This is a genomic window from Pseudomonas sp. MIS38, assembly GCF_019891575.1.
In the GTDB taxonomy this organism is placed as follows: Bacteria; Pseudomonadota; Gammaproteobacteria; order Pseudomonadales; family Pseudomonadaceae; genus Aquipseudomonas; species Aquipseudomonas putida_A.
Genome location: NZ_JAFLXF010000006.1, coordinates 146,950 through 168,090 on the forward strand (window position 1 = coordinate 146,950; position 21,141 = coordinate 168,090).

A 21,141-nucleotide genomic window follows, 5' to 3' on the forward strand; every position below is an offset into this window, starting at 1 on the left:
CGGCGATTAAAAGAAGTCGCTCTGTATGAACCCGAAGTCCATCAATTCGGCATCTCTGACAGGGTTGAAGTTATCCAGCTTGTTCTTCGCGGTCAGCGGGGTCGGCGGCATGCGCAATGCATTGGTTTTGTCATAACCGGGGCCGACGATGGCGAAGACGATGCCGTTCCAACCTTTGACAAAGTCATCATGGGCGTAGCGTTTATGGCCTAAGACGGGATCTCCGATATAAACCCAATCCTTGTCCGAACGCTGCAGCACCACGAAATGCTTGTAGCCGCGAATTTCCATCAGTACCACCACCGGGATTGTTACGTCGTCGAGTTTTTCCGGTGGAATCTTGTAGCCCCTGGCGCGCATGCCGATGCTTTCTATGTAGCGCTTCATGTCCAGCATGGAGAAACCTTGAGTACGAACAAGGTCCTGGTCAGCGTTGACCAGCATGCCTTTGATGATGTGCTCTTCATCGACGTCGAGCCAATAAGCCTGGCGCAGTACCGTGGCCAGCGCGGCGGCGCCGCAGCTGAAATCGGTTTTTTGTTCGACGATGTCGGCAAACTTGCGTTCACGAATGCTTTGCACGTTCTTGTAGACGAGTACGCCGCCGGGCAGGGCAGCGACGGGCATCTGGGCAGCCTGGGTCAGGCCGGACAGGCAAAGCAGGGCGATAAAGGCAGTCTTACGCATGATCGATACGCCTTTGCGGACTGAGGAAAAGCCCCGTTTCCGGGGCTTTCGTTTCGATCGCGATTACATGCAGGCTTTGCAACCTGCAGCGATGGACAGCGAGTTGCTTTGTTGGTTGCCAACACCGGCAGCGTTGTTGAAGCCACCGTTACCCGACCAGTTGTTGCCCACGTTGGTCATGCTGGCGTTGTTGGTAACTGGGTTTTTCCAGCCGTCTGGGGTCAGCACTTGTTGCGTGGTTACACCAGCAAGACCGAAGGCACCCACAGCTTCGAAGGTGGCTTTCTGATCTTTGCTGCCGCCATTGCCGCCATGGCCTTTGTCGTCGTTGCCATAACCGCCACCGCCGTGGCTGTCACCTTTGATGGTAGCTTCGCCCACGGCGCCGAATACGCCGACGGCGGCGACAGTGCCAGTGAGGGTGTCTTTTTTGTAGGTCTGAGTGCCGTTGTTGCCGACTTGCAGACCGGTAGTGCTTTGGTTGGCAGCAGCAGCGGCTTGCGCTACACGACCACCGGACACAGCGATTGCCAGGTTGTTTTTCTGTTGGTTGAAGTTGCCGGCAGCGTTGTTCACGCCAATGTTGCCCGAGCCACTGTTGCCGACGTTGTTCATGCCGGCGTTGTTGGTGCTGGAGTAGTTGCCAACGGTGTTGTTGCTGTTGACTTGAGTGGCGCTGGAAGCGGACACCGCAGAGCCGAAGATGAAGCTTTCGTCAGCAGTGGCCAGAGCCGCGGCGTTGTCTTGCTGGTTGCCGTCACCGGCCACGTTGTTGGCGCCGATGTTGCCGTTGGCGCCGTTAAGCGAGCCACTGATGCCGGCGTTGTTCTGGGTGCCCTGGTTCAGGACGGTGTTACCGCCGTTGTTTTGCACGTCGAGCACTGCAGCACCGGCACCTGCGCCGATTTGCAGCAGTTCTTCCAGGGTAGGGCCTTTTGGTGGAGGAGGGTTGTGACCGTGACCACCGTTGTTACCATGATCATTGCCGCCTGCTTGAGCCGCCATTGCCATTACTGCTGCAAGTGCGAAAACCAGTGGTTTGAGAGCCATTGTAGTTTTCATGGTGTTTCTCCATCGTGCTTATTAGTTGGTTAAGTGTTGGTACTTTCTAATTGCACTGCTTTTGTTGTTTGGGTCAGTCAGCGACCCGGATGCTCAGGGTGTTAGCCATACGGTTCCCCACCCCGGCACTCTGGTTCACCTGAATCACCCCTCGGCTGCCGGTGAAGGCCTGATCACTTGTCGTGACCTGGCGACTGCCGGGTGAGGTGCCAGTTGCTCCTGAGCTCGGTAAAAGCGCCACGTTCTGTTGCGACAGGGCGCTGTCGTCAACGCTTTGCGGGGCAGCACTGATGCTGACGCGCGTCACGTTGGCCATCTGGTTGTTGGCACCGGCGCCCTGGTTCACGCCCAGGATCCCGTTGCCATTACTGAAAGAGGTGCCGCCAATGGTGGCGCTGGCGTTCATCGACGGGTTGGCAGGGGTATCCAGCTTTTGCCTGACGATGGTGGTGGCACTGGCATTGGTGCCAATGGCGATCGCTTTGGTGTTGGTCTGTTGCATCTGGTCGCCGGCGGCCTGGTTGACATTGAAGTTGCCGCGATACTGCACACCGGTATCCTGGATGTCTGCGTTGTTCACGGAACTCGGATCGGCCATGACGCTGGCACAGCTGAAGAGGGCAAGCAGCAGAAGGGAACGATTCATCTCATTGACCTCCAGCCATGCGAGTCAGCGGCGCCAGACCGGTGCTCAGCGAGCGATTGATCGTGTTGGAGATCGTGCCGCCACCGCCGCCGCCGTGACCGGCACTCATGCCAGGCAGGCCGTTGGGGTTGGTCAGCACGTTCATGCCGGGCATGTCCGAGTTCGGCGTGATCATGTTGCTGCGGATCGAAGCGCCGCTGGCGACACTGGCAAAATCGCCGTCACTGAGTTCGGTGCTGGTCATCGCTTGATGGATTCGATCGGAAGGGTTGGCGTTGACCGTGGTTGGATACGGGTCTTTGCCACCGCTGCGCCCGATTGCAATAGGCTGGACGTCGCGGTTGAGAACGATCACGCCATTGCCTTCGGCCTGAACGTTGAAACTGATGAATGTGCTGGCGGCTGATCCAATCAGCAGAAGGCAGGTCAGGCCTTTATTGATATTCCCCACGGCGGCAATTCCTTCTTCAGTGGGCTGGCTCTTGTCAGCGTTGGGAAGGAGAGAGCGAAAGCTGTGCCGCTTTTTAGTTGTCTATTGTTTTCAACGGGTTGGCGCTGCGGCACGCAATCTTGATACATAACCTGTTTCAGCGCTGAAACAGTCACGCCGACAGCGGCGGGGGCAGGGGCGGTGCAAAGCTCTGGAACAAGGGTTTGCCGGGGACTGTTTCACTGGCGTAACAGATGCCCTTTCAGAATGATGAAGGCCATTTAAACGGCTGCTTTGCGCGGGGTCGGGTGTTTCAAGAATGGACACTTGGACTCCGAAAGGAGCTGTTTGCCAGGTCAACCAGCCATTAAACGCGCCACGGCTTCGAAAGCCTGAGACCGCCGCTCATCCCAATCGCCCTGAATGATCTGCAGCGGTTGCCGTTGTTGTTCCAGCCAGTCTCGGGTGGCCTGAAAGAACGCCATGCGTTCACTGAGCTGCGGCTGGCAGCGTTGGCCGTCGTCGGTCCAGTCGATCTGCTCCGGCGACAACAGCAGATGCAGGTCGTAATGCCGGGCCAGCAGCTCGGGTTCCAGCCACGCCGGGCAGTCGCCAAACAGGGTCTGGCTCCAGAGGATGTTGCTCAGCAAATGGGTATCGAGAATCAGCAATTGCGGTTGCTGCGCCCGTGCCTGATCCTCCCATTGCAACTGCCCACGGGCGATAGCGGGGATGTCGTTGAGGCAGGTATCGCGTGGATTCTGCTCGATGAACCAGCGCACGTATTCGTCCACCCGCAGGCCGCCGAAGCGCGCCTGAAGGCCAGCGGCCAGCCAGCTCTTGCCGGTGGATTCCGGGCCGGTGAGGACAACTACCTTCATCGCTGCAACGCCGGATCGGCGCGCCATTCGCGCCAGCCTTGCAGCGCAATCAGGGTGAACAGGGCATACAGCGCGGCAGTAAGGTACAAGCCCTTATAAAGAAACAGGCCGACGAAAATCACATCCAGCACGAACCACAGCGCCCAGCATTGCAGACGTTTCTGCGCCATCCACAATTGCGCAACCAGGCTGAACGCCGTCAGCGCGGCATCGAGCCACGGCTGCGCCGCGTCGGTCCAGTGCGCCATGGCCGTGCCGAGCAGCAGGCTGCCCAGTGCCCCGATACTCAGGCCGAGCAGGATCGAGCGCCGATCCAGACGCGTGACTTCACGGCCGTCATGCATCGTCCCGGCGCGGGTCCATTGCCACCAGCCGTAGACTTGCAGCGCGGCGTAAATCACTTGCAGCAACATGTCCGAGTACAGCTTCACGTCATAGAAAATCCAGCTGTACAGCAACACCATGACCAGCCCGATCGGCCAGCACCACGGATTCTGTTTGACCGTCAGCCAGACGGCGATCACACCGAGGGCGGCGGCAAACAGTTCAAGCCCGGACATGGGGGTTCCTTGGGGGAGTTGAGGAGGGAGCGGATTGTACCCAAAAACCTGTAGGAGTGAGCCTGCTCGCGATGGCGGTGGGTCAGCCGCTCTGTGGTTGACTGATACGACGCTATCGCGAGCAGGCTCACTCCTACAGGGGGAGCGGGGTCAGACGCGGAACTGGCGCAGAAGCTGGTTCAGCTGTTCACTCAACTGCCCAAGCTTGACGCTCGCCGCACTCGACTGCTCCGCCGCCAGCGCCGTACTGTGCGACAGACCGGCGGCCTGCGTGACGTTCTGGTTGATGTCCTCGACCACATGCGCCTGTTGCAGTGTGGCGCTGGCAATCGAGGCATTCAGGCCGTTGAGATTGCGCAGCGCCTGGCCGATCGCGTTAAGGCTGGCACCGGCGAGGCCGGCCTGTTCGATGGTCAGTTGCGAGGCCTTGCTGCTGTCGCCAATGACTTTCACCGCCGCTTCGGAATGATTCTGCAGGCGTTCGATCATGCTCTGGATTTCCGCCGTCGACTTTTGCGTGCGCTGCGCCAGCAACCGCACTTCATCGGCCACCACCGCAAAGCCCCGGCCCTGTTCCCCGGCGCGGGCCGCTTCGATGGCCGCGTTGAGCGCCAGCAGGTTGGTTTGCTCGGCAATCGAGCGGATCACCTCCAGCACACTGCCGATCTGCGTACTTTCGGCCGCCAGGGTGCGAATCACTTCGACCGCTTGGTCAATGGTTCCGGACAACTTGTCGATCTGTTGCAGACTGCCGTCGATGTTGATCTGGCCCTGCTGCGCCTGAGCTTCGGCATCGCGCATTTCAGCGGCAGCATGTTCGGCGTTCTTCGCTACGTCCTGTACGCCGTAGGTGACTTCGTTGATCGCGGTCGCCACCAGTTCCATCTGCTGCGATTGCTGTTGGCTGCGCTGCTGGGCCTGAGTCGCATCGTTGCCCAGTTCACTGGACGACTGACCCAGCGCACTGGCCGAAACCTGCAGGTCACCGATGACCCGGCGCAACTTGGCGGTGAAGGCGTTGAAGTGATGCGCCAGTTGCGTGACTTCGTCCTGACCGTGGGTGTCGAGGCTGCGGGTCAGGTCGCTCTCGCCGCTGGCGATGTTGGCCATGGCGTTCACGGTTTCCTGTAACGGACGGACGATGCTGCGGGCAATCAAAATCACCAGCAGGGCCATGATCACGGCGATCACCAAACCAATCACTGAAGCCTTGATTAACTGCCCCCGGAACTCGCTCTGCACATCATCGACGTAAACCCCGGAACCGAGCACCCAGCCCCACGGTTCGAACAGTTTCACGTAGGAGGTTTTCGCCACCGGTTCGCTGGCACCGGGCTTGGGCCAGCGGTAATTGACCATGCCGGCGCCTTTGTTTTTGGCGATCGCGACCATCTCGTTGAACACCGCGAAGCCGTCTGGGTCGCGGATCGCCGAAAGGTTCTGGCCTTCGAGTTTGGGGTTGGTTGGGTGCATGACCATCACGGGGGTGAGGTCGTTGATCCAAAAGTAATCGCTCTGGTCGTAGCGCAGGCCGCGAATGGCGGTCAGCGCTTGCTTCTGTGCGGCGTCGCGGGTGAGGGTGCCAGCGGTTTCCAGGTCGTGGTAATAGGTCAGCAGGCCGCTGGCGGTCTGCACCACATGCTGGGTTTTCTGCGCCTTGGCGTGGTACAGGTCATCGTGGATCTGCTTGAGCATCAACACGCCCAAGGTCAACAACATGACCACCGCCACAATCAAAATGAGCCACAAGCGTCGGCTGATCGACACACTGCGCAAGCTGTTCATAACGCTGTCACTCCGATTTCTTTTTCTTGTAATAAATCAACGCCAGCATCCAACCACGTTTGCGTGGTCAGGCATACGCGACCCAAGTCGTATAACGCCGCAGCACTATTAAGGCTTGTCTGTTAGGATTTCGGCCCCGCGCGTGAAAACCTGAATCCGAATTGATATTTCACGGAATTTTGACCGTTTCGTGTGGATCCTGTGCGCGCGGAATCGGTACAGCTACGCTGAACGCAGTGAACGTTAGAAAAATATTATCGGGGCATGCCCGCGTGCATCGCTCTTTGGGGGATTGATGGATCTTTGGACCGCCTTGCAGGCACTGATTCTTGGAGTTGTAGAGGGGCTGACGGAGTTTTTGCCCATTTCCAGTACCGGACACCAGATCATTGTTGCCGACCTGCTCGAGTTCGGCGGCGAACGGGCCATGGCGTTCAACATCATTATTCAGCTCGGCGCGATCCTTGCGGTGGTCTGGGAGTTTCGCCGCAAGATTCTCGACGTGGTGATCGGCTTGCCGACCCAGCCGAGTGCACGGCGTTTTACTGCCAACCTGCTGATCGCGTTTCTGCCGGCGGTGGTGCTGGGGGTGATTTTTGCCGACCTGATTCACCAATACCTGTTCAATCCGATCACCGTCGCGACCGCGCTGGTGGTGGGCGGTGTGATCATGCTGTGGGCCGAGCGTCGGCAACATGAAGTGCACGCCGAAACCGTGGACGAGATCACCTGGAAGGACGCGCTGAAAGTCGGTTTCGCCCAGTGTCTGGCGATGATCCCCGGCACCTCGCGTTCCGGCTCGACGATCATCGGCGGCCTGCTGTTTGGCCTGTCGCGCAAGACTGCGACCGAGTTCTCGTTCTTCCTGGCGATGCCAACCATGGTCGGTGCGGCGGTGTACTCCGGTTACAAGTATCGCCATCTGTTTGTGCCGGCGGACTTCCCGGTGTTCGCCATTGGTTTCATCACCGCGTTCATCTTCGCCATGATCGCCGTGCGCGGTCTGCTCAAGTTCATCGCCAGCCACAGTTACGCGGCATTCGCCTGGTACCGGATTGTTTTCGGTCTGGTGATTCTGGCGACCTGGCAGTTCGGCTGGGTGGATTGGTCGGCGGCGAAACCATGAGTGATTCCCGCGCGCGCCGCCCGGATGGACGACCGTCCGGTGGCGGCATTCAGCATCTGAAACTGAAACTGGCGGTGCTGCTGATCGTGTGCGCGCTGCCGCTGTTCGGCTCGCTGTCGATGTGGCTACGTGGCATCTCGCTGGTGCCGTTGACTGCTTATGGCGTGGTCAGCGTGCTGGCGTTTTTCATGTACTGGGCAGACAAGCGCAAGGCCCGCGCCGATGCGTGGCGCACACCGGAAAACATCCTGCATGCGCTGGAACTGGCCGGCGGCTGGCCCGGCGCGCTGATCGCCCAACAGGTATTCCGGCACAAGACGCGCAAGGTGTCGTTTCAGATTCTGTTCTGGGTGATTGTGGCGCTGCATCAGGTGTTCTGGATCGATCAGTTGTTTCTCGGTTCGAACCTGCTTTCACTGTTCTAAATCACCACAAATCCTCTTGTAGGAGTGAGCCTGCTCGCGATGGCGTCGCATCAGTCAAGGATATGTCGACTGACACACCACTATCGCGAGCAGGCTCACTCCTACAGGATCGGGTTTACAGCAGTAATCCGATTTGGGTCTTCTTCGGCAACTTGCCCACCACCAACTGGTGCGAACGCTGCAGCAATGCCCGCAATTCCTCGGCACCCAGCGGGTAGGGCGGGTGCATGATGATCCACTGCGCCCGCGCCAGATAAGGCGCAGGGTGAATGCCCGGGCGGTCGCAATGGCCGAGAAACAGATCCTTGTCGACCTTGAACGCCAATGAATCCCCGCGCAGCCCTTGCAGGGCAAACATCTTGTTGCCGGCAATCGAGAACACCCGCACGCCGCCCCATTTGTAATCCTCCCGCGCACCCGGCAAGGCCAGGCAGAAGGCAGCGACATCCGCTTCGTTCATTTTTCCCTTGTTCATAACAACCGCTCCCCACACGCATTGAACGATTCGACCAGATGATCGATCCATGCCCGCACCGCCGGCATCACCCCGCGTCGATGCGGATACACCGCCTGCAACCAGCCGCCGGGCAACGACCACTCGGGCAACAGTTGCACCAGCGCGCCGCTCTCAAGGTCGGCTTCGCAATACATCATCGGCAGCAGGGTAAAACCCTGGCCGGCGAGCACACAGGCCTTGCGCACGATGAAGTCATCGATGCCCAACCGCGCCTCCATGTTCAGTTCGACGCTGTTGCCTTGCTCATCCAGCAAGCGCACATGCACCATGCGATCGGCCTCCAGCGCGCCGAGCACCGGCAGGTTCTTCAAGTCCTGCGGATGAGTGATGGTTTTGCCCTCGACAAAAGCCGGGCTGGCCACCACGACCATTTGTGCCTGGCGCAGACGCCGGGTGACCAGCAACGGATCTTCATCGCCCAACTCGCGTACACGCAGGGCCACGTCGAAGCCTTCAGCGACCAGATCCACCCGGCGATTGAGCAGCACCACCTCCAGTTGCACCTGAGGGAATTTGCCGAGGAATTCGCTGATCACCCACGGCAACATTTCCCGCGCCAGACCGGTAGGACAGGATACGCGCAGGCGGCCACGTGGCTCGCTGGACATGCTGGCGACCGCTTCGTCGGCCATCTCCGCTTCCAGCAACATCGCCTGACAGTGGCGCAAGTAGCGCTCGCCAACCGCGGTCAGGTTCAACTGGCGCGTGGTGCGTTGCAGCAGACGGGCGCCGAGGCGCTCTTCGAGTTCGGCGATGCGTCGTGACAGGCGGGACTTGGGAATGCCCAGCAAACGCCCGGCCGCCGCGAAGCCACCGGCCTCGACCACCTTGGCGAAATAGTAGAGATCATTGAGATCCTGCATGAAAAGCCCACCGTTCTATCAGTGGGACGAACTATCGCATTGTCGGCGGCTAATCAGCTATTGGTTTCTTCCGTAGGATTGTCTCCATTCCGTCGCCGCCGGCGATTCTTTACAGGAGATTCCACATGAAACTGCTGCACATCGATTCGAGCATTCTGGGCGACAACTCCGCTTCCCGTCAGTTGAGCAGCCAAGTCGTCAAAGCCTGGCAAGCCGCCGAGCCAACCGCCGTGGTCACCTACCGCGATCTGGCCGCCGACGCCATCAGTCACTTCTCGTCGACCACCCTGGTGGCTGCCGGTACCACTGCTGAGCTGCGCGACGCCGCACAACAGCACGAAGCCGAACTGAGCGCCTCGACCCTGGCCGAATTCATCGCTGCCGACGCCATCGTCATTGCCGCGCCGATGTACAACTTCACCGTGCCGACCCAGCTCAAGGCCTGGATCGACCGCGTCGCCGTTGCCGGCCAGACTTTCCGCTACACCGAAGCCGGCCCTGAAGGCCTGTGCGGTGGCAAGAAAGTGGTGATCGTCTCCACCTCCGGCGGCATCCATGCCGGTCAGGCGAGCGGCATCGCTCACGAGGAATATCTGAAGCTGGTATTGGGCTTCCTCGGCATCACCGACATCGAAATCGTCCGTGCCGAAGGTCTGGCCTACGGTGAAGAAGTGCGCAACAACGCGATGAGCGCTGCTCAGGCGAAGATCAGCGAGCAGTTGTTCGCCGCCGCGTAAGCATTGCGTAAAGACCAGCTGCCGTTCAGGTAGCCCCTCAAAAAACTCTGTATTCTGGTTCTGCAAGGGCCAGATGCGGAGTTTTTTGTTTCTGACTGTTGCATAATCTGGCCCGGGTTATGCAGTCAAACGATCAACGTCTGAGTGCACCGTTGCGCCGGATCTCCGAACCTCAGGGTTTGGGGCGTGTCGGAACACAAAGGATCTTTCGATTGAGTAACACAGGGTGGGCCATCCCATGATGCGTCTTTGTGCAACGTTACTGATTTGCCTGCTCGGCAGCCTCGGTTCAGTGCATGCCGCGCCCGGGCGACACCCTGTCTGGAGTGTCGGTTACCACGAAATGACATTCCTCGATCCGCTGGATCTGCAACCGATGCGCGCCATCGCCTTCTATCCTTCCAGCGACCGCGAACACAGCAGCCTGCTTGAGGGTTACACCGTCGAGGCCGGCGCTGACACCAAGGTGGCCATCGGTCGTTTTCCGATGCTGATGCTGTCTCACGGCAACACCGGAACGCCGCTGGCGCTGCATGACCTCGCCACCTCGCTGGCACGCAAGGGCTTTGTGGTGGTCGCGGTGATTCATCCCGGCGACAACTCCAAAGACCACAGCCGCCTCGGCACCCTGAGCAATCTGTATGGGCGGCCGATCCAGATTTCCGAAGCGATCACCGCGACCCTCGGCGACCCGATGCTCTCGCCGTTCGTCAACGCTGATCAGGTCGGGGTCATTGGTTATTCGGCAGGTGGCGAAACCGCGTTGATTCTCTCCGGCGCGCAGCCGGATCTGGATCGTCTGCGCCGCTACTGCCAGGAACGCCCTGACGACCATGATGCCTGCAACACCCAGGGTGAACTGATCGTCGACCGCGACGATTTGCAGCCAGTGGCCGATTCGCGCGTGCATGCCTTGCTGCTGATGGCGCCGCTGAGCCTGAAATTCGGCCGTAGCACCCTGGCGGATGTGCATGTGCCGGTGCTGCTGTACAGCGGCGATGGCGACAAACTGGTGGCCTTCGACAAAAACGCCGCGGCTCTGGCGCGCAAACTGCCGACCGCGCCGGACTTCAAGTTATTGGCCGGGGCAGGGCACTTCGTGTTCATGGCGCCGTGCAATGAAGAGCAGATTCGTGCGATGCCGGCGCTGTGCACCGATGCTGACGGCGTGGATCGCGAAGATATTCACCGCAACCTGATTTCCGAGGCCGGGCAGTTCTTCTCGCGCACGCTGGGCAAGCCGAGCCGGGCGGGGATGCAGACCGCGGATCAATAAACGACTCAATCCCCCTGTGGGAGCGGGCTTGCTCGCGAATGCGATAGATCAGTCACTCTATATTTTGACTGACCCACCGCCTTCGCGAGCAAGCCCGCTCGCACAGTGATTTGTACGTAATTTCAGGATGTCGAGTGGCGCTTGAGTACCAAGGTCAACCCCAGCCCGATCACTGACAACAGCGCCGCACTGAAGAAAATCCACGCATACCCCAGATTCAACGCCACCGCGCCCATCAATGGCCCGGCAATCGCCAGCGCCAGATCAAAGAACACCGCATAAGCCCCCAATCCCGAGCCACGGCTGGAACTGGGCACCTGCTTGATCGCCTCGACCCCCAGCGCCGGATACACCAGCGACAAGCCAAACCCCGCCAGTCCCGCGCCAATCAGGGCGAATGCGGTAGAGGGCGCCAGCCATAGCAACACCAGTCCGACGGTTTCGACGCTCATGCAGGCAATTGCCGAATTGAAGCCGCCAAAACGGCTAATCGCCGAAATGAACAGCAGCCGCGACAGGATGAAACATACACCGAACACCGTCAGGCAATACGCTGCGCCGCTCCAGCCACGGTTGAGGTAATAAAGGGTAATGAAGGTTGTCAGCGTGCCGTAGCCGATCGACGCCAGAGTCAAACTGGCCCCATACGGTGCAATCCGCCCGAACACCGCCCAAAAAGGCAGCCGTTCGCCGCGTACCACCGGCACCGATGGTTTATTGCGGACCAACACCAAGGCACCCGCGGCCAATATCGACAAGGCGATACCCAGGCTGGCAAAGCCGTAGTCGGCGACCATCACCACGCCCAGTGGCGCGCCAATCGCAATCGCGCCGTAAGAGGCGATGCCGTTCCAGCCAATCGACCTCGCCGTGTGTTCGACACCGACCTGGCCCATGCACCAACTGATGGTACCGACCCCGATTAAGCCCTGTGCCACGCCGAGCAGCAGGCGCCCGACGATCAGAATGATCAGGCTCGGCATCGGGAAGTCCTGCAACAGCGTTGAGATCAGCGTCAGCAGCCCGCTGAGCACAATCCCCGACAAGCCAAAAACAATCGCCCGTTTGGTACCCAGCGTATCCGACATGCGTCCGGCCATCGGCCGACTGAGCAGGGTAGCCAGATACTGCGAGCCGATCACCAGCCCGGCAATAATGGCGCTGAAACCCAGCTGCTCATGCACATAACCGGGCAGCACCGCGATCGGCAGGCCGATGCACAGGAAGGCGACAAAGGTATAAAACACGATGGAGACGATCTGCAGGGTGATCGCCAGGGAGCTTTGCGGAGGCGGTTGCTGCGCAGACATGTGGACTCGTTCGCGGGCGGCGGTGGGAGAGTGGGCATCATGGCTTGGCGTTGAAATAAAAGGAAGCAGGCTAACTATTTTTCCCGGCTATTCCGATTGTTGCTGGTGCCCTCATCGCGAGCAGGCTCACTCCTACAGGAGGGGGCGCATTTCAAATGTAGGAGTGAGCCTGCTCGCGATGGTGTTGGTGCCCGCATAAATATTGGCTCCGAAATGCAAAAAGCCCTGTCACACCGACAGGGCTTTCGCTTGAAGCTTGAAGCTGGAGGCTCGAAGCTGCTCTTAGAACACCACACCCTGACTACGCAGGTAGTCATCGTAAGTGCCGCTGAAGTCAGTCACGCCGTTGGCGCTCAGCTCGATGATGCGCGTCGCCAGGGACGATACGAACTCACGGTCGTGGCTGACAAAGATCAGCGTGCCCGGGTAGTTTTCCAGCGCCAGGTTCAGCGCCTCGATCGATTCCATGTCCAAGTGGTTGGTCGGTTCGTCCATGATCAGCACGTTCGGCTTTTGCAGGATCAGCTTGCCGAACAGCATGCGACCTTGCTCACCACCGGAAATCACTTTGACCGACTTGAGGATCTCGTCGTTGGAGAACAGCATGCGGCCCAGAGTGCCGCGAATCATCTGCTCGCCCTGAGTCCACTGACCCATCCAGTCGAACAGCGTCACGTCGTCTTCGAAGTCGTGCGCGTGATCCTGAGCGTAGTAGCCCAGTTCCGCGGCGTCGGTCCACTTGACGCTACCGGCATCCGGGGTCAGTTCGTTGACCAGGGTACGCAGCAGGGTGGTTTTGCCGATACCGTTCGGGCCGATGATCGCTACGCGCTCGCCGGCTTCAACCTGGAAGCTGAAGTCTTTGAACAGTGGCTTGCCGTCGAAGCCTTTGGCCATTTTTTCGACCATGACCGCCTGACGGTGCAGCTTTTTGTTCTGCTCGAAGCGGATGAACGGGCTGACGCGGCTGGACGGCTTGACCTCAGCCAGCTGGATCTTGTCGATCGCCTTGGCGCGGGAAGTGGCCTGTTTGGCTTTCGAGGCGTTGGCCGAGAAGCGGCTGACGAACGATTGCAGCTCGGAAATCTGCGCTTTCTTCTTGGCGTTGTCCGACAGCAGTTGCTCGCGGGACTGGGTCGCCACGGTCATGTACTCGTCGTAGTTGCCCGGGAACAGGCGCAGCTCGCCGTAATCCAGGTCAGCCATGTGCGTGCACACGCTGTTCAGGAAGTGACGGTCGTGAGAGATGATGATCATCAGGCTGTTACGCTGGGTCAGAACGTTTTCCAGCCAGCGAATGGTGTTGATGTCCAGGTGGTTGGTCGGTTCGTCGAGCAACAGCACTTCCGGATCGGAGAACAGCGCCTGCGCCAGCAATACGCGCAGTTTCCAGCCTGGCGAGACTTCGCTCATCGGGCCGAAATGCTGTTCCAGCGGAATACCCAGACCCAGCAGCAGTTCACCGGCGCGGGATTCTGCGGTGTAGCCGTCCATCTCGGCGAACTCGGTTTCCAGCTCGGCCACGGCCATGCCGTCTTCTTCGCTCATTTCCGCCAGCGAGTAGATGCGATCGCGCTCGGCCTTGACCTTCCACAGCTCTTCGTGACCCATGATCACAGTATCGATCACGGTGAATTCTTCGTAGGCGAACTGGTCCTGGCGCAATTTACCCAGACGGACGTTCGGCTCGAGCATGACCTGACCGCCGGACGGATCGAGGTCGCCGCCGAGGATTTTCATGAAGGTCGACTTGCCGCAACCGTTGGCGCCGATCAGGCCGTAGCGGTTGCCCGCGCCGAATTTGACCGAAACGTTTTCGAAGAGCGGCTTGGCGCCGAACTGCATCGTGATGTTAGCTGTAGAAATCAAAGGTTTTTCCTGCGAAGCATTCTGAGTAGCGAGGGTGCGGCTGGAGCGCTTGGCCCGAGTCAAAGTGCGCTGAAGCGGGATAGTCCCGTCATCAACCAAGGGGGGCGCGTAAAGTTTGGCGGCGATTGTACTGGTCTGGCTCTTTAAACGATAGGGCGATGACGTCGCGCCTGCTGTTTGGCAGATTCAGCGGACAGTTTTTCACAGATCAGGTTCACTATTGGTTACAAAGTATGGCTAAAATGCCATCCGATTACCCAATAGCCGCTAACGGCATGGGCTCAAGGAAGTGCCACCGGGATAGTATTTGTATTCATGCCACTGCATCAGACCCTGGGCCTCTGGCCGGCAGGCGCGCAGTTTGTTCACTTTTGACGTGTGACGATTTCCGTGAAACTCATCATTGCCGCTATTTATGTCATTTCGATTGCATACGTTCACCTTCGTGGACGTGTGCGTCACAAACTGGGCCGTCAACTGAGCGATCACTCGACGTTTCTGGCCCCGATCAACTGCTTCCTTTACCTGTTTTCGAAGAAGCCGAACAAACCGTATCTCGATCCGTCCGAGTTTCCGGACCTGAGCCCGTTGCAGGCGCATTGGGAAGAAATTCGCCAGGAAGGGCAGAACCTGCTGCGCGCCGGTGAGATCAAGCGCTCGAATCAGTACGATGACGTCGGTTTCAATTCGTTCTTCAAAAGTGGATGGAAGCGTTTCTACTTGAAATGGTACGGCGAGAGCCATCCGTCGGCGATGAAGCTGTGCCCGCGCACCACTGAGCTGGTGCAGAGCATCGGCTCGATCAAGGCCGCAATGTTCGCCGAGCTGCCACCGGGTTCGAAACTGGTTCGCCACCGTGACCCGTATGCCGGTTCGTACCGCTACCACCTGGGTCTCGACACGCCGAATGATGCCGGTTGCTACATCAATGTCGACGGCGAGAGCTACCACTGGCGCGACGGTGAAGCGGTGATGTTTGATGAGACTTACATCCACTACGCCGAAAACACCACCGACAAGAACCGCATCATCCTGTTCTGCGACATCGAGCGCCCGATGAAATATCGCTGGGCGGCGGCGTTCAACAGCTGGTTCAGCCGTACCGTGATGTCCGCGGCGGGTGCACCGAACGATGCGGGCGACCGTACCGGTGGGATCAATCGCCTGTTTACCAAAATCTACAAGGTTCGCCTGCGTGGTAAAGAGCTGAAAAAGCGTAATCGCGCGCGCTACTACATGGAAAAATGGGCGATCTTTGGCGGTTTGCTGGCGATCTTCATTTTGATCTGACCGGTGTATCGCGCCTGTTTATGCCATCGCCAGCAGGCTGGCTCCTACAGTGGAATGTGAGTTCAGGAAAGAACGCATTTCAACTGTGGGAGCGATGAGTCTCTCAAAGCCAACCTGTCAGCTTCCTGACAGGAACCGCATCTGATTACTCCCCCGAGGCCTTTTTGGTCTTTCTCGCCGGGGCTGGCTTACTGGCAGGCTTTTCTTTTGCCTTCGCTTTGGCCGGCGCTTTACCGCCCAGGCTGCGTTTAAGCAACTCGGTCAAGTCGATAACATCCGCAGATTTGCGCTCCTCCTCGCCACCCACGGTCTCGACATCCTCGATCTTGCCTTCATGAGCCTTTTTCTCGACCAGGGCCATGATCTTGTCTTCAAACTCGTCCTTGTAGTCCTCCGGGCTCCAGTCGCCGCTCATGTCCTGCACCAGACGTTTAGCCATGTCCAACTCGCCCTTGGCCAGTTGCGGTTTGGTCACTTCGCTGCCCAGCTCCAGCTCATCAAGGCCGCGGACTTCCTGCGGCCAGCGCAGTTTGACCAGCACCAATGCCGATTCCAGTGGCATCAGTGCCGCCAGATATTGCCGAGTGTGCAGGACGACACGGGCGAGGGCGACCTTGTTGGTTTTGCTCAATGTTTCACGCAGCAACGCGTAGACCTTGCCGCCGCGTTTGTCCGGGGCCAGGTAATAAGGCGTATCGATGTTTTGCAGCGGGATCTGCTCGGCATCGACGAAGGAGAAAATGTCGATGGTCTGTGTCGACACCGGGTGCGCCGAGCGGATCTCTTCCTCGCTGAGCACTACGTAGCGACCTTTTTCATAGGCCACACCTTTGACGATGTGCTCCTTGGTGACTTCCTTGCCGGTGACCTTGTTTACCCGTTTATAACCCACCGGATCCATGCTGCGGCTGTCGAGCCAGTCAAAGTCCACGCCGTGCGAAGAGGTTGCCGACACCAGCGCGACAGGGATGTGTACCAGTCCGAAACTGATCGCGCCTTTCCAGATTGCCCGAGCCATGGTGAGTTCTCCAAGTGATGATCAGGTGACCTGCGGCGCAGTGCGAAAGTTTCCGGCATTTGCGTGGCGCGCGGCGTTGCCGGTCAAGCCGTGTTACATCTTGTTTAAGGGCAACGGGTTAACAAATCCGAACCCGGGGCGTAGCGTGGACTCGAAGGCTCTATCACCTGTGCACCGCGAGGCCACCCCATGAAACGACTACTGCCAGGCATTATCGTTCTGCTCCTTGGGGCCGGTCTGGCGCATGCCGACGTCGCGGCACCGTCCGCGCCGCTATTGCTGGCGCAAAGTCCCACCGGCACCAACAACAATCCCTACAACAGCCCGATCCGCCGGGCCAATCCCAACAGCATGCAGGGCACGCAGCCCAGCGCGCCGGCGATTCGCGGGCCGAATACCGTGCCGACGCCCAGTACGCCCACCGTTGGTAACGGCGGGATTGGCAATGGTCAGCAGCAACGCTCGGTGCCGAGTACGCCGCCCAGATTCATCCCCAACCCACCGCCACGCGATGGAGACAGCAACCGTTGAACGGCGGGACTGCGTCCCTGTCAGCCTTTGAAATGAACAAAAGGAATCGTGCATGTTGCGTAAAACCCTTCTAGCCACGCTGTGCGCCAGCGCGCTGATCAGCGCTCCAGCTTTCGCCGCTGCTCCACAAGAGTTGCAAAGCGAGCAGGGCACCCTTGAAGTCACCACGGTCACCCAAGGCCTTCAGCACCCTTGGGCGCTGGCGTTTCTGCCAGATCGTCAGGGCATGCTGGTGACCGAGCGCCCGGGAACCCTGCGGCTGATTACAGCCGACGGCAAGCGTTCCGAGCCCATCAGTGGCGTGCCGAAGGTCTGGGCCAAGGGCCAGGGCGGTTTGCTCGACGTGGTGCTGTCGCCGGACTTCAAACAGGATCGACTGGTCTATCTGTCCTACGCCGAGGGCGGTGGTGCCGGGGACAAGGCCGGTACGGCGGTGGGGCGTGGGCGGCTGTCGGATGACCTGAAGACGATCAGCGATTTCAAGGTGATCTTCCGTCAGGAGCCGAAACTCTCGACCGGCAACCACTTCGGCTCACGACTGGTGTTCGACCGCGACGGTTATCTGTTCATCACCCTGGGCGAAAACAACGACCGACCGACCGCGCAGGATCTCGACAAGCTGCAGGGCAAGGTCGTGCGGATCTTCCCCGACGGCAAGGTGCCGGATGACAACCCGTTCGTGGGCCAATCCGGTGTGCGTCCGGAAATCTGGTCGTACGGCCAGCGCAACCCGCAGGGCGCGGCGCTCAATCCGTGGAATGGCACTATCTGGGAAAACGAACACGGCCCCCGTGGCGGCGATGAGGTGAACATCATTGAGCGCGGCAAGAACTACGGTTGGCCGCTGGCGACCCACGGCATCAACTATTCGCTGCAACCGATCCCGGAAGCCAAGGGCAAGAGTGTCGAGGGTGCGGTTGATCCGCACCATGTCTGGGAGAAGTCCCCCGGTGTCAGCGGGATGGCGTTCTATGACGCTGACCGCTTCAAGCCTTGGCAGCAGAATCTGTTTATCGGCGCGCTGGTCAGTCAGGAGCTGATCCGGCTGCAGTTCGATGGCGACAAGGTCGTGCACGAGGAGCGTTTGCTGGGCGACTTGAAACAACGAATTCGCGATGTGCGGCAGGGGCCGGACGGGTATCTGTATGTGCTGACGGATGAGCAGGATGGTTCGTTGTACAAAATCGGTCTGAAATAACTTCACTTCAGACACTGAGTTTCAACTGTAGTGAGGGGATTTATCCCCGATGGCCTGTGCAGCAGGCCCTTAAAAATTCAGGAGGGCCCGCTTCGCGCGCCATCGGGGCGGTGCGACGTTTCGCTAAATCCCCTCACTACAACGGGTCAGCCAGAGATTTCATTCCGGGCATACAAAACCACCGCCGCCCGCAATTTCCCCCGACCAAACCGACTCATCTTCTCAAACTCGCCATGGCTGACCGGCACGTGCTGGCAGTCCATCGGCTGACGATGCTGGCTGTGATCGATATCCGGATCGTGCAGATACACAAAATCTTCATCGCAGTCGGTCACCATGACCCAATGCGGTGATTTGGAGCGGGTCAGGCGATAGCTGCTGATCAGCACCAGAGGCTGTCCGCCACCCTGTAACAACTTCGGCAAATCCAGGTGGGTGCCAATCTGCCGATCGATGTCGGTTTCGTGCATTTGCGCAGTGAACTCCTCGTGCACCAGGCGCATGACGTCTTTTTTATGCTCATCGCGCACGCCATCGAGGAACAATGGCCCGGCCATACTCAGCTGCAAACGCACCTTAAAACCCCGTCGCCAGGCCGCCAGTGCCAAGCCCTGGGGGCTGCAGCCACCATGGCCGGAGGTCATGAACACCGTGGTCGCTTCACGCCAGATCTGCAATTCCTCACGCCGCTCCAGCAAGCGCTCAGGTTGCAGCGCGCCCATGGCCATCAGCAGGCAGGCCGGGCCACAGGTGAACTCAGTGGTTTGCGGATAATAGGGCACCTTGATGTTGCGCGAGTCACGGTGCTGAACAATGCGCTTTTCCAGACGCAACGCATCGGCGTGGTCTTCGTAGTAATCGTGAATCAACGCAAAGCGTCGGTAGCCGTTGCGCTCGTAAAGCGCGATGGCGGTGGGGTTGTCGATACGCACTTCCAGGCGCAGGTATGCGCAGTCATGCTCGACGGCGCAGGCCTCGATACGTTGCAGCAACTGTTTGCCCAATCCGCTGCCGCGAGCTTCCCCGGCAATGGCGATCGAGTACAGGCGCGCCAGCGAGGTGCCGCGATGAAACAGCACCAGTGCGTAGCCGAGCAATCGACCGTCGATCTCGGCGACCATTAGCTGCGCATGGGCGCGGGTGATCATCCATTGAAAGCTGCGGCTGGTGAGCCGGTCGGTGGTGAAACATTGCATTTCCAGGGCCAGCAGCGCTGGCAGATCTTCAACTACCGCCAAACGAAAAACAGCATTCATATGACCACCGTAAAAGTTGCGTAACGAAACGGGACTTTCGAAAAACTTCGTGCTTAATAGAAATGGTCTTGTTCTCCAACGGATCAATCTCTATGTCAGCGGTACAGGGTCATTGGCGCGAAGTATCCGAGCAAAGTTTGCCGGCGGCAACTTTTTTAAATCCAGCCATCAGAACTTCCAGTCAAGTGTTGATTATCGTCGAACGCAAGGAAGACTGGGCTTCGTACTTTCCCAGCGAGGACATCGTCACGGCTCAGGAATACCTCGAGCAAACCCGTGACAGCGAGCCGGGCAAGCGGGTGCAGGTGATCAATCTGTGCCGCAGCTACAAGTACCTGGGCCACGGTTACTACTGCTCGCTGCTGGCTGAAGCCCGCGGCCACAAAGTAATTCCATCGGTGCGTACGATCAGCGAACTGACGAAAAAATCGCTTTACGGTCTGGCACTGGACGACCTAGATAAAACCCTGGAAAAAGCCCTCAGTCATCACCTTTACAGCGATACCGAAGGTTTTACCCTGACACTTTACTTCGGCAAGACCCATATCGAGCCGCTGCAGGATCTGGCCCGGCAATTGTTTGAAGTGTTTCCGTGCCCGATTCTGTTAGTTGAATTTCGTCGAACTAACGGTTGGCACATCGAAGGCATAAAGTCCGGCGCGCTGCACAAGTTGCGCGACGATCAGGAAGACCAGTTCGCCAATGCGCTGGACGGCTTCAGCCGTAAAGTCTGGCGGGCGCCACGCTCGCCACAAGTGGCGCGTTACGACCTGGCGATCCTGCACGATCCGCAGGAAGCCTTGCCGCCATCCAACGCCAAGGCACTGGAAAATTTCGTCCGGGTCGGCAAGCGCATGGGCATCGATGTCGAGCTGATCGAACGCAAGGATTACGCGCGGATCGCCGAGTACGACGGCTTGCTGATCCGCGAAACCACCAGCGTCGACAACCACACCTATCGCTTTGCAAAAAAAGCCGAAAGCGAAGGGCTGGTGGTCATGGATGATCCGACGTCGATCCTGCGCTGCACCAACAAGGTGTATCTGACCGACCTGCTCAACAGCCATCAACTGGGCATGCCCGCCACCGAAATTCTCTACAAGGAACGACCGGAAGACTTCGAGCGGGTCGGCGAACGCCTCGGTTTTCCGCTGGTGCTGAAGATCCCCGATGGCTGTTTTTCTCGCGGAGTGATCAAGGTCGAAAGCCAGCAGGCGTTGCTCGAAGCCACCGCCGAACTGTTCGAGCACTCGGTGTTGCTGCTGGCTCAGGAGTTTTTCTACACCGAGTACGACTGGCGCATCGGCGTGCTCAACCGCAAACCGATCTTCGCCTGCCAATACTTCATGTCCAAGGGACACTGGCAAATCTACAACCACAAAGCCAAGGGCCAGGACATCAACGGCGAGTGTCGCACCCTGGCCGTGCACGAGGCGCCGCGAGCGGTGGTGGAACTGGCCGTCAAGACCGCCAACCTGATCGGCGATGGCCTCTACGGCGTGGACCTGAAACAGGCTGGCGACAAAGTGGTGGTGATCGAGGTCAACGACAACCCCAACCTCGATGCCGGTATCGAAGACGCCTACTTGCAGGACGATCTGTATTCACTGGTGCTGGAGGAGTTCGTGCGACGGCTGGAGCTCAAGCGTCGCGGCCAGGCCTGGTGAAGCGCCG

The 21,141-nt window shown here is 59.1% G+C and carries 21 protein-coding genes; 8 read left to right on the forward strand and 13 right to left on the reverse strand.

The window, feature by feature from the left end:
- Window positions 1-6 precede the first annotated feature (6 nt).
- The 7 genes from J1G18_RS09705 to J1G18_RS09735 form a co-directional block, all read right to left on the reverse strand.
- Window positions 7-687 (reverse strand): C39 family peptidase, encoded by a 681-nt coding sequence (locus tag J1G18_RS09705; protein ID WP_007964629.1) that lies wholly within the window; start codon window positions 685-687, stop codon window positions 7-9.
- Window positions 688-750: 63 nt separating this feature from the next.
- Complete coding sequence (locus J1G18_RS09710; protein ID WP_098964144.1) at window positions 751-1,749, reverse strand: heme utilization protein; 999 nt, start codon at window positions 1,747-1,749, stop codon at window positions 751-753.
- Window positions 1,750-1,822: 73 nt separating this feature from the next.
- Window positions 1,823-2,395: an adhesin gene (locus J1G18_RS09715; RefSeq protein WP_098964143.1), complete on the reverse strand. Its 573-nt coding sequence runs from the start codon at window positions 2,393-2,395 to the stop codon at window positions 1,823-1,825.
- A 1-nt stretch (window position 2,396) separates the two neighbouring features.
- Window positions 2,397-2,846, reverse strand: coding sequence for a hypothetical protein (locus J1G18_RS09720; RefSeq protein WP_098964142.1), 450 nt, complete (start codon window positions 2,844-2,846; stop codon window positions 2,397-2,399).
- Between the two features lie 335 nt (window positions 2,847-3,181).
- Window positions 3,182-3,706, reverse strand: a complete 525-nt coding sequence (locus J1G18_RS09725) for an AAA family ATPase (protein ID WP_223007563.1) — start codon at window positions 3,704-3,706, stop codon at window positions 3,182-3,184.
- Window positions 3,703-4,266 carry a nicotinamide riboside transporter PnuC gene (gene pnuC, locus J1G18_RS09730; protein WP_223007564.1) on the reverse strand — a complete coding sequence of 188 codons (564 nt, stop codon included), beginning with the start codon at window positions 4,264-4,266 and terminating at the stop codon, window positions 3,703-3,705. The genes J1G18_RS09725 and pnuC overlap by 4 nt, the downstream gene beginning before the upstream one ends.
- A gap of 150 nt (window positions 4,267-4,416) precedes the next feature.
- On the reverse strand, window positions 4,417-6,051 hold the full coding sequence (locus J1G18_RS09735) for a methyl-accepting chemotaxis protein (RefSeq protein ID WP_139053896.1): 1,635 nt from the start codon (window positions 6,049-6,051) through the stop codon (window positions 4,417-4,419).
- A 295-nt stretch (window positions 6,052-6,346) separates the two neighbouring features.
- Here J1G18_RS09735 and J1G18_RS09740 point away from each other — a divergent pair, with 295 nt between their 5' ends.
- Window positions 6,347-7,177: an undecaprenyl-diphosphate phosphatase gene (locus tag J1G18_RS09740; RefSeq protein ID WP_098964138.1), complete on the forward strand. Its 831-nt coding sequence runs from the start codon at window positions 6,347-6,349 to the stop codon at window positions 7,175-7,177.
- Window positions 7,174-7,602: a DUF1294 domain-containing protein gene (locus J1G18_RS09745; protein WP_041064418.1), complete on the forward strand. Its 429-nt coding sequence runs from the start codon at window positions 7,174-7,176 to the stop codon at window positions 7,600-7,602. Before J1G18_RS09740 ends, J1G18_RS09745 begins: the two co-directional genes overlap by 4 nt.
- A gap of 115 nt (window positions 7,603-7,717) precedes the next feature.
- Here J1G18_RS09745 and J1G18_RS09750 read toward each other — a convergent pair whose 3' ends face one another.
- Together J1G18_RS09750 and J1G18_RS09755 are read right to left on the reverse strand one after the other, a co-directional pair.
- Window positions 7,718-8,077 carry an MmcQ/YjbR family DNA-binding protein gene (locus tag J1G18_RS09750; RefSeq protein ID WP_098964137.1) on the reverse strand — a complete coding sequence of 120 codons (360 nt, stop codon included), beginning with the start codon at window positions 8,075-8,077 and terminating at the stop codon, window positions 7,718-7,720.
- Window positions 8,074-8,982 (reverse strand): LysR substrate-binding domain-containing protein, encoded by a 909-nt coding sequence (locus tag J1G18_RS09755; RefSeq protein ID WP_007964611.1) that lies wholly within the window; start codon window positions 8,980-8,982, stop codon window positions 8,074-8,076. The genes J1G18_RS09750 and J1G18_RS09755 overlap by 4 nt, the downstream gene beginning before the upstream one ends.
- Before the next feature lie 125 nt (window positions 8,983-9,107).
- On the opposite strand from J1G18_RS09755, the gene J1G18_RS09760 reads away from it, so the two are divergent.
- Window positions 9,108-9,719, forward strand: coding sequence for an FMN-dependent NADH-azoreductase (locus tag J1G18_RS09760; protein ID WP_064587669.1), 612 nt, complete (start codon window positions 9,108-9,110; stop codon window positions 9,717-9,719).
- Between the two features lie 238 nt (window positions 9,720-9,957).
- On the forward strand, window positions 9,958-10,995 hold the full coding sequence (locus J1G18_RS09765; RefSeq protein ID WP_027612711.1) for an alpha/beta hydrolase family protein: 1,038 nt from the start codon (window positions 9,958-9,960) through the stop codon (window positions 10,993-10,995).
- Between the two features lie 122 nt (window positions 10,996-11,117).
- On the opposite strand, the gene J1G18_RS09770 is transcribed toward J1G18_RS09765, so the two are convergent.
- Window positions 11,118-12,305 carry an MFS transporter gene (locus tag J1G18_RS09770; protein WP_223007565.1) on the reverse strand — a complete coding sequence of 396 codons (1,188 nt, stop codon included), beginning with the start codon at window positions 12,303-12,305 and terminating at the stop codon, window positions 11,118-11,120.
- Between the two features lie 282 nt (window positions 12,306-12,587).
- Complete coding sequence (locus J1G18_RS09775; protein ID WP_027612713.1) at window positions 12,588-14,174, reverse strand: ABC-F family ATPase; 1,587 nt, start codon at window positions 14,172-14,174, stop codon at window positions 12,588-12,590.
- A 390-nt stretch (window positions 14,175-14,564) separates the two neighbouring features.
- On the opposite strand from J1G18_RS09775, the gene lpxO reads away from it, so the two are divergent.
- Window positions 14,565-15,464 carry a lipid A hydroxylase LpxO gene (gene lpxO, locus J1G18_RS09780; RefSeq protein ID WP_098968420.1) on the forward strand — a complete coding sequence of 300 codons (900 nt, stop codon included), beginning with the start codon at window positions 14,565-14,567 and terminating at the stop codon, window positions 15,462-15,464.
- A gap of 145 nt (window positions 15,465-15,609) precedes the next feature.
- On the opposite strand, the gene J1G18_RS09785 is transcribed toward lpxO, so the two are convergent.
- Window positions 15,610-16,482: a Ku protein gene (locus J1G18_RS09785; protein WP_223007566.1), complete on the reverse strand. Its 873-nt coding sequence runs from the start codon at window positions 16,480-16,482 to the stop codon at window positions 15,610-15,612.
- A 189-nt stretch (window positions 16,483-16,671) separates the two neighbouring features.
- Between J1G18_RS09785 and J1G18_RS09790 the strand changes: the two genes are divergently transcribed.
- Together J1G18_RS09790 and J1G18_RS09795 are read left to right on the forward strand one after the other, a co-directional pair.
- Window positions 16,672-17,013 carry a hypothetical protein gene (locus J1G18_RS09790; RefSeq protein ID WP_098964134.1) on the forward strand — a complete coding sequence of 114 codons (342 nt, stop codon included), beginning with the start codon at window positions 16,672-16,674 and terminating at the stop codon, window positions 17,011-17,013.
- Between the two features lie 52 nt (window positions 17,014-17,065).
- Window positions 17,066-18,211, forward strand: coding sequence for a PQQ-dependent sugar dehydrogenase (locus J1G18_RS09795; RefSeq protein ID WP_223007567.1), 1,146 nt, complete (start codon window positions 17,066-17,068; stop codon window positions 18,209-18,211).
- 146 nt (window positions 18,212-18,357) lie between these two features.
- Here the strand turns inward: J1G18_RS09795 and rimI are convergent, their stop codons facing one another.
- The gene (gene rimI, locus J1G18_RS09800; RefSeq protein WP_223007568.1) at window positions 18,358-19,467 is read right to left on the reverse strand and encodes a ribosomal protein S18-alanine N-acetyltransferase; all 1,110 of its coding nucleotides are present in this window, start codon (window positions 19,465-19,467) and stop codon (window positions 18,358-18,360) included.
- A gap of 92 nt (window positions 19,468-19,559) precedes the next feature.
- Here rimI and J1G18_RS09805 point away from each other — a divergent pair, with 92 nt between their 5' ends.
- Complete coding sequence (locus tag J1G18_RS09805; protein ID WP_047597122.1) at window positions 19,560-21,134, forward strand: RimK family protein; 1,575 nt, start codon at window positions 19,560-19,562, stop codon at window positions 21,132-21,134.
- Window positions 21,135-21,141 lie beyond the last annotated feature (7 nt).